General features: G+C 57.3%; 4 protein-coding genes and 1 pseudogene. 4 read left to right on the top strand and 1 reads right to left on the bottom strand.

The annotated features are described in order from the left end of the window. A pseudogene (locus IRZ24_RS15635) lies at positions 1-1,715 on the top strand (hypothetical protein); the annotation flags it as partial. Positions 1,716-1,840: 125 nt separating this feature from the next. Here IRZ24_RS15635 and IRZ24_RS15630 read toward each other — a convergent pair. Further along, a complete protein-coding gene (locus tag IRZ24_RS15630) occupies positions 1,841-2,317 on the bottom strand; it encodes a Clp protease N-terminal domain-containing protein (protein ID WP_297165952.1) in 477 nt (158 codons plus the stop codon). A 362-nt stretch (positions 2,318-2,679) separates the two neighbouring features. On the opposite strand from IRZ24_RS15630, the gene der reads away from it, so the two are divergent. The 3 genes from der to IRZ24_RS15615 all read left to right on the top strand — a co-directional run bounded on the left by der (position 2,680) and on the right by IRZ24_RS15615 (position 5,864). Then, complete coding sequence (gene der / locus IRZ24_RS15625; protein WP_297165949.1) at positions 2,680-4,107, top strand: ribosome biogenesis GTPase Der; 1,428 nt, start codon at positions 2,680-2,682, stop codon at positions 4,105-4,107. 261 nt (positions 4,108-4,368) lie between these two features. After that, positions 4,369-4,932: a type 1 glutamine amidotransferase domain-containing protein gene (locus IRZ24_RS15620; protein WP_297165946.1), complete on the top strand. Its 564-nt coding sequence runs from the start codon at positions 4,369-4,371 to the stop codon at positions 4,930-4,932. A 284-nt stretch (positions 4,933-5,216) separates the two neighbouring features. Next, a complete protein-coding gene (locus tag IRZ24_RS15615; RefSeq protein WP_297165943.1) occupies positions 5,217-5,864 on the top strand; it encodes a TlpA disulfide reductase family protein in 648 nt (215 codons plus the stop codon). Positions 5,865-5,995 lie beyond the last annotated feature (131 nt).

The raw sequence follows: 5,995 nt of genomic DNA, 5'->3' as shown, positions 1-5,995 counted from the left end.
GTGCTCCACCCCCACCGACGACCTATAACAATGTGGGTATCAGTGATGACTTTACGCAGAACGTGCAGGCAGCCAACTACGACGGCCTGGGCTATAGCTACTCGGCCAGCGCTTTGGCTCAGGCGGGGATTACACCCGGGGCCAGCGTGCTTTGCAATGGCCTGGCTTTTATCTGGCCAGATCTGCCCGCCGGCGTTAAGGATAATTATCAGGCCAACGGCCAGACCATTCCTTTGCACACTGGCCCAGGCGTGACCTTGCTGGCCTTCCTCGGCTCCGCTACCCAAGGCTCAACCAGTGGCCTTGCCCGCATAAACTATAGCGATGGCTCAACACAATCGTTTACGCTCGGTTTGACAGACTGGACCAGCAGTACGCCTGCTTTTAATAATAAGCTGGTGGCAACCATGAGCTACCGCAATGGACCCGGCGGTCAGCAGCCCATCGCGGTTTATCTCTTCTATGCTGATGTGACGGTCGATCCAACAAAGGCCATTAAGAGTGTGACGCTACCGCCAGAGCCTTCCGGCCCCAGCCGTTTGCATGTCTTCGCTTTGGCGACGCAGGGTCTCTATGGAAGCTACAACAACATTGGAGTGAGCGATGACCATCTGCCCGCCCATGCCAATTTCGATAACGCCGGCCATAGCTATTCGTTGCAAGCTCTGCAGCAGGCCGGCATTAACCCTGGCGATAACGCCTTCTACCGCGGCGTCTCCGGCGTGGTCTTTCAGTGGCCCAATGCTGCCGCCGGCCAGCTCAACAACTATATTGCCGCCGGGCAGACTCTGCCGGTGACCCCCCAGAAGAATGCGAGCTTGCTGGCTTTCCTGGGCGCCGCCTCGGGTGGCCCATCCTACGGCACAGCCTATGTCAACTATAGCGATGGCAGCCGCCAAGCGTTTACCCTCGGCTTCAGCGATTGGACCATGAATGATGGTAAAGCAAGCCGACCGTCCTTCGGCAATGGCATCTTCGTAGTCCTGCCTTACCGCAATCAGCCAACCGGACAGGAGCCTGTCAAAACCTATATCTTCTACGCCGAGGTGGCTCTCCAGAGCGGCAAAACGGTCAAAAGCGTGACGCTTCCGGCTGCGGTGAATCAGGGCTTGCTACATGTCTTTGCCCTCGCCACAAAGACAGCAGAGGATACACCTTATAATAACGTCGGCACGAGTGACGACAGCAATCCCCAGGCGGCTAATTTCGATGGCACAGGGGCAAGCTACTCAGCCCAGGCACTGGCAGCCGTCGGTGTTTTTCCCTGGCAACCACTGACCTACAATGGGGTGACCTTTAGTTGGCCGAATGTCGCTTCAGGAGCAAACAATAACTATCTGGCCTCTGGACAGACCATCCCTCTCAACGGCGGACCCCATAAGACCGTGCTGGCGCTCCTGGGCGCCGCCGACCACAGCGATGCCTCGGGCGCTCACGGTCAGGTGCTCATCCACTACAGCGATGGCTCGCTGCAGCCATTACCGCTGTGCCTGAGCGACTGGACTCTCGGGAATGGCTCCTTCGCACCAAGTTGCGGCAATAGTATTGCCATTGTGACCGCCTACTATAATCGCCCTGGCGGGCCACAGCTTCAGCGAGCCTACGTATTCTATGCAGAGCTACCGCTTGATCCTGAGAAGATGGTGAAGAGCATAACGCTGCCAAGCATAGTGCTGGGCGGCCATCTGCACATCTTCGCTATCGGCTTCAAATAGGCTCAAGCTTGCAAGGGAGCAGGGCGCGGCGACGCGGCCGCCTCGCCTGCTCCCTCGTCCAGTCGCCCAGGATATCGCCACTGGCTCGGCAGACAAGCATCAATCTCGCTGGTCCGCTGCGCCGGTCAAGGTTCTGATAGGTGGCCCTCCCGCCGCAGAGATTGGAGCTTTGCGCGCGCGCGCTCCAGGCTGATGCCGACTTTCTCCAGAACCTCGCTCGCTAGGGTTCCACGCTGACGCAGGAGAGCCAGGAGCACATGCTCACTGCCCACAAAGTTGAGCTGCTCCTGGCTCGCTTCGTCAACCGCCAGTTCAACAACCCGCTTGGCCTCTTCTGTTAGGCCAAGCCATCGCTCCCGGAAGTCAGGATGGCTGGCGAGTTGATCTGCAATCGCCTGCTCCGCAGCTACCTTCAGCCGAGACGGGTCTACCTCTAGCTTATTCAGCAGTCTAGAGGCTGTGGTTGCCTTGCCACTGGTTATTCCAATAAGGAAATGCTCCGGTGCAACATAGGTCTGCTGGTAGCTTTCTGCAGACTGCTGCGCTTCTTTGAAGATGCTCCTCGCGCTGCTGGTAAAGTAGAGGAAACGATTCTGAAGCATGCTTCTCCTGCCTTTGCTGCCAGACAGCAGAAGGCAAGCTACGCCACGGCAGCGAACCTTGCCCCTGCTCTCAGGCTGTCCTCTTGCTCACAGTTGACCTCTTGACTATCCTGACATTGTTAGGCGTATTTACCCTTCACAGATGCTCAGCTATCATCCCTTATTTCAGAGCATCTGAGGCCACTGGGTAGACAACCAGTTTCTACATTATAGCATCTCCCGATAAGGGCTGGACTGTGACATTGTGCAGAAAAAACAAGGTCTCAAAGGGCGCCTGAGTTTGTGTTATAATCAAACCCAGGCTGTTTTTTTCTCTTACTCACTACACTTTGCGGGATCGCAAGAAAGGGGTGGTAGGGGCTATGAAGCCACTTGTCGCCATTGTAGGCCGACCAAATGTCGGCAAATCTACGTTTTTCAATCGCATGATCGGAGAACGGCGCGCTATTGTCGAGGATCTGCCAGGCACAACGCGCGACCGTCTCTATGGAGATACGGAGTGGAATGGACGAACGTTCACGCTGATCGATACGGGCGGCCTGGCTCTTGGTGAGACTACGCCTCCAGGCCAGGTCGGTTTGAGCGGGGTCAGCGGCGACCTGATGGACCACGTGCGCGCCCAGGTGCGTCTGGCCATTGAGGAGGCCGATGTTATTGTCTTTATGGTCGATGTGCGCACAGGCGTCACCCCTGCCGATGAGGAGGTGGCTGCCCTGCTGCGCCGCACGAATAAGCCGGTGATTCTGGCCGCCAATAAGGCCGATAATGATACGCAGCGTCAGCACGCCCCGGAGTTCTATGCCCTGGGCGTGGGCGAGCCGATCGATATCTCCGCGCTGCACGGATTGGGCACTGGCGACCTCCTTGATAAGATCGTCGAGTCTCTTCCTCCAGAAAGGCCGGAAGAGCGTGCTGAGGAGGACGAAACAGAGCAGGTTCGCATTGCCATCGTCGGACGCCCGAATGTCGGTAAGTCGTCGCTGCTCAACCGCATTTTGGGCTACGAGCGCGCCATTGTGAGCGAGGTGCCCGGCACCACGCGCGATATGATTGATACTGAGCTGCTCTTTGAAGATCGTAAGCTTGTGCTGATTGATACCGCCGGCATCCGGCGACGCGGGCGTATTGAGCCAGGCATCGAGAAGTATAGTGTGATGCGCTCGATGCGCGCCATTGACCGCTGTGATGTGGCTTTCCTGCTGATCGACGCTGTTGAGGGGTTGGCAGCTCAGGATACGCACATCGCAGGCTATGTCCATGAGCAGGCCAAGGGCATCATCGTCGTTGTGAATAAGTGGGATATCGTCCAGGAGCAGCGCCGGGCCGCGCGGCGCGGCGAGTCTATCAGCCTGGCCAGGGAAATCGCCGAGGCCGAAGAGTACCGTAAGATTTTGAGTGCGGGTCTCAAGTTTATTCCCTATGCCCCAGTGGTCTTTGCCTCGGCTAAGACTGGCTATCATGTTCAATCGCTGCTACGCAAAGCCATCGAGATCGCTGATAGGCGCTACGTGCGTATCCCCACGGCGCGCCTCAATGAGGTCGTGCAGGAGGCAATCCGTCGCCATCACCCGACGACGGTTCATGGGCATCAGCTCAAGATCTTCTATGCCACTCAGGCCCAGGTGAATCCACCGACGTTCGTCTTCTTTGTGAACAACCCGGATTATCTCCATTTTAGCTACGAACGCTATCTGGAAAATCGTCTGCGCGAGGCGTTTGGCTTCGCTGGAACAGGGATTCGGATGATCTTCCGTGCGCGCTCAAAGGTGGAGCTGCCACGCCTAGGCTAGCCTGTAGCGCCTGTCGAGGCCGCTCCAGAGGTTGGTTGGAATTTGCTTTCATTTTTTGCTTGCCTGGTTGCCTGCTCTAGGCATTGAGGCGCCCTTGCTCCTCTCTTGCTCCTTTCTGACTAGCACCCCAATAGCAGAGTCTCCTTGCAGGGGAGGCCGTGCGTGTACCTCTGGGTAGAGGAAGCACTAGGTGGGAGGGGACACGCTGCTTTGACGACAGTTGTCTTTGCTTGTTGCCCTTTGCGAAGGAGGTTGCCATTGATGCAAGGGACGAATCTCCAAGGTATGCGCGTGGCTATTCTGGCAACGGATTACTTCGAGCAGGTCGAGCTAAGTGAGCCAAAGAAGGCCCTAGAGGAGGCTGGGGCCCGCACGATGATTGTAGCGCCCAAGGCTGGTCAGATCCAGGGGGTCAATCACGTGGAGAAGGGTGATAGCTTCCCTGTTGATTTGACACTGCAGCAGGCGAATGCGGATGAGTTTGACGCGGTCCTTTTGCCGGGCGGTGCCTTGAACGCCGATGCTCTGCGCGTCCAGCGCGAGGCTCAGGAATTTGTACGGCGTATCGATGCTGCCGGCAAGCCTATTGCGGTCATCTGCCATGGCCCCTGGCTGTTGGTCTCCGCAGGGCTAGTAAAGGGACGCACTTTAACAAGCTACCATACAATCCAGGACGATATCCGCAACGCTGGTGGCAACTGGGTTGATCAGGAGGTCGTGCGTGATCGCAATTGGGTGAGCAGCCGTAGTCCTCGCGATCTGCCCGCCTTCAATCGGGCGATGGTCGAGCTGTTTGCCCAGAGCCGGGTGAGCGCCCACGGCTAACCAGCTCACACAATAGGAGTGGGGAGCTTTTGGCTGGTCGGCGAGGTATAAGGTAAGGCGCCTGGAGAGTACGGCTGCTGGCCTGCGCTGTGCAGCAGTGCTCTGGCAGGCGCCTGCTTGTTTGCTGGCGCCTGCGCAGTGAAGCCAGGGGATCTGTCCGTTTGACAGCCAGCGATATTCAGGCTATTGTAAGGTATGGGTCAACGATTGCAAGCCCGCTATCAGGCAGCACCCTCATAATCTAGCCTGGCATTATCTTGCACGCAAAACGAACAGGGCACCCGATGAGCACTGAAACGCTACCGGCCAACGAGAGCACCGCGCTGATCAGCGAGCTAGCCCAGGCACAGCGCAGGCGCAGGCGTAGCATTGCAATCTTTGTGATCGTGAGCCTGCTTAATGTAGCGCTGCTGGCTGTACTCTGGTCACAGTTACTGACGCCCGCTCCGGGACAGAATAGCACGCGCAGCAATGCTGGCTCTGCAGGTTTCAGCGGTCCAATGGTGGGGAAGATGGCGCCGGATTTCCGTCTGCCTTTGCTGGCTCCTGGTGCCGGATCGAATAGCACGGTTGCTCTCTCCGATTTCAAGGGACAGGCGCTTGTCTTGAACGTCTGGCAGTCTTCCTGCGAGCCTTGCCAGCGCGAGGCGCCTATCCTTCAGGCTACCTGGCAGCGTGTCCAGGGTCAGGGTATCGTCTTTCTCGGCCTTGATTTCCAGGACAATCGCCATGATGCGCTCACCTTCCTCCAGGCGCATGGCATTACCTATACAAATGTCAGCGATAGCAGCGGAGCGACAGCTATCAGTTACGGGGTGGCCAATCTACCAACAACGATCTTTATTGACCGAACGGGCAAGATCGTGGGCTGGCATGAGGGTGAGCTGACAGTCCAGCTATTGGAACAGGGTCTGAAACTACTGAGCCATTGAGGCCATTGAGGTTTGGAAGGAAGACCGCTGTTCTATGAGAAGCTGAGCTTCTTTGCGGACAGGTAGAGCGCTCTATCCCTATCCAGGCGGGGGAGGGAGGAAACGGGACGTTGATCTACATGGATGAAAGG

The sequence above is a fragment of the Thermogemmatispora sp. genome, assembly GCF_019683755.1.
Taxonomy (GTDB): domain Bacteria; phylum Chloroflexota; class Ktedonobacteria; order Ktedonobacterales; family Ktedonobacteraceae; genus Thermogemmatispora.
Note: the sequence above shows the minus strand (reverse complement) of the source record. Positions and strands in the feature narration are given on the sequence as shown.

Excerpts from the sequence above, each read along its gene's own strand:
- der (WP_297165949.1), top strand. The coding sequence starts at position 2,680 with ATGAAGCCACTTGTCGCCATTGTAGGCCGACCAAATGTCGGCAAATCT.
- IRZ24_RS15630 (WP_297165952.1), bottom strand. The coding sequence starts at position 2,317 with ATGCTTCAGAATCGTTTCCTCTACTTTACCAGCAGCGCGAGGAGCATC.
- IRZ24_RS15615 (WP_297165943.1), top strand. The coding sequence starts at position 5,217 with ATGAGCACTGAAACGCTACCGGCCAACGAGAGCACCGCGCTGATCAGC.
- IRZ24_RS15620 (WP_297165946.1), top strand. The coding sequence starts at position 4,369 with ATGCAAGGGACGAATCTCCAAGGTATGCGCGTGGCTATTCTGGCAACG.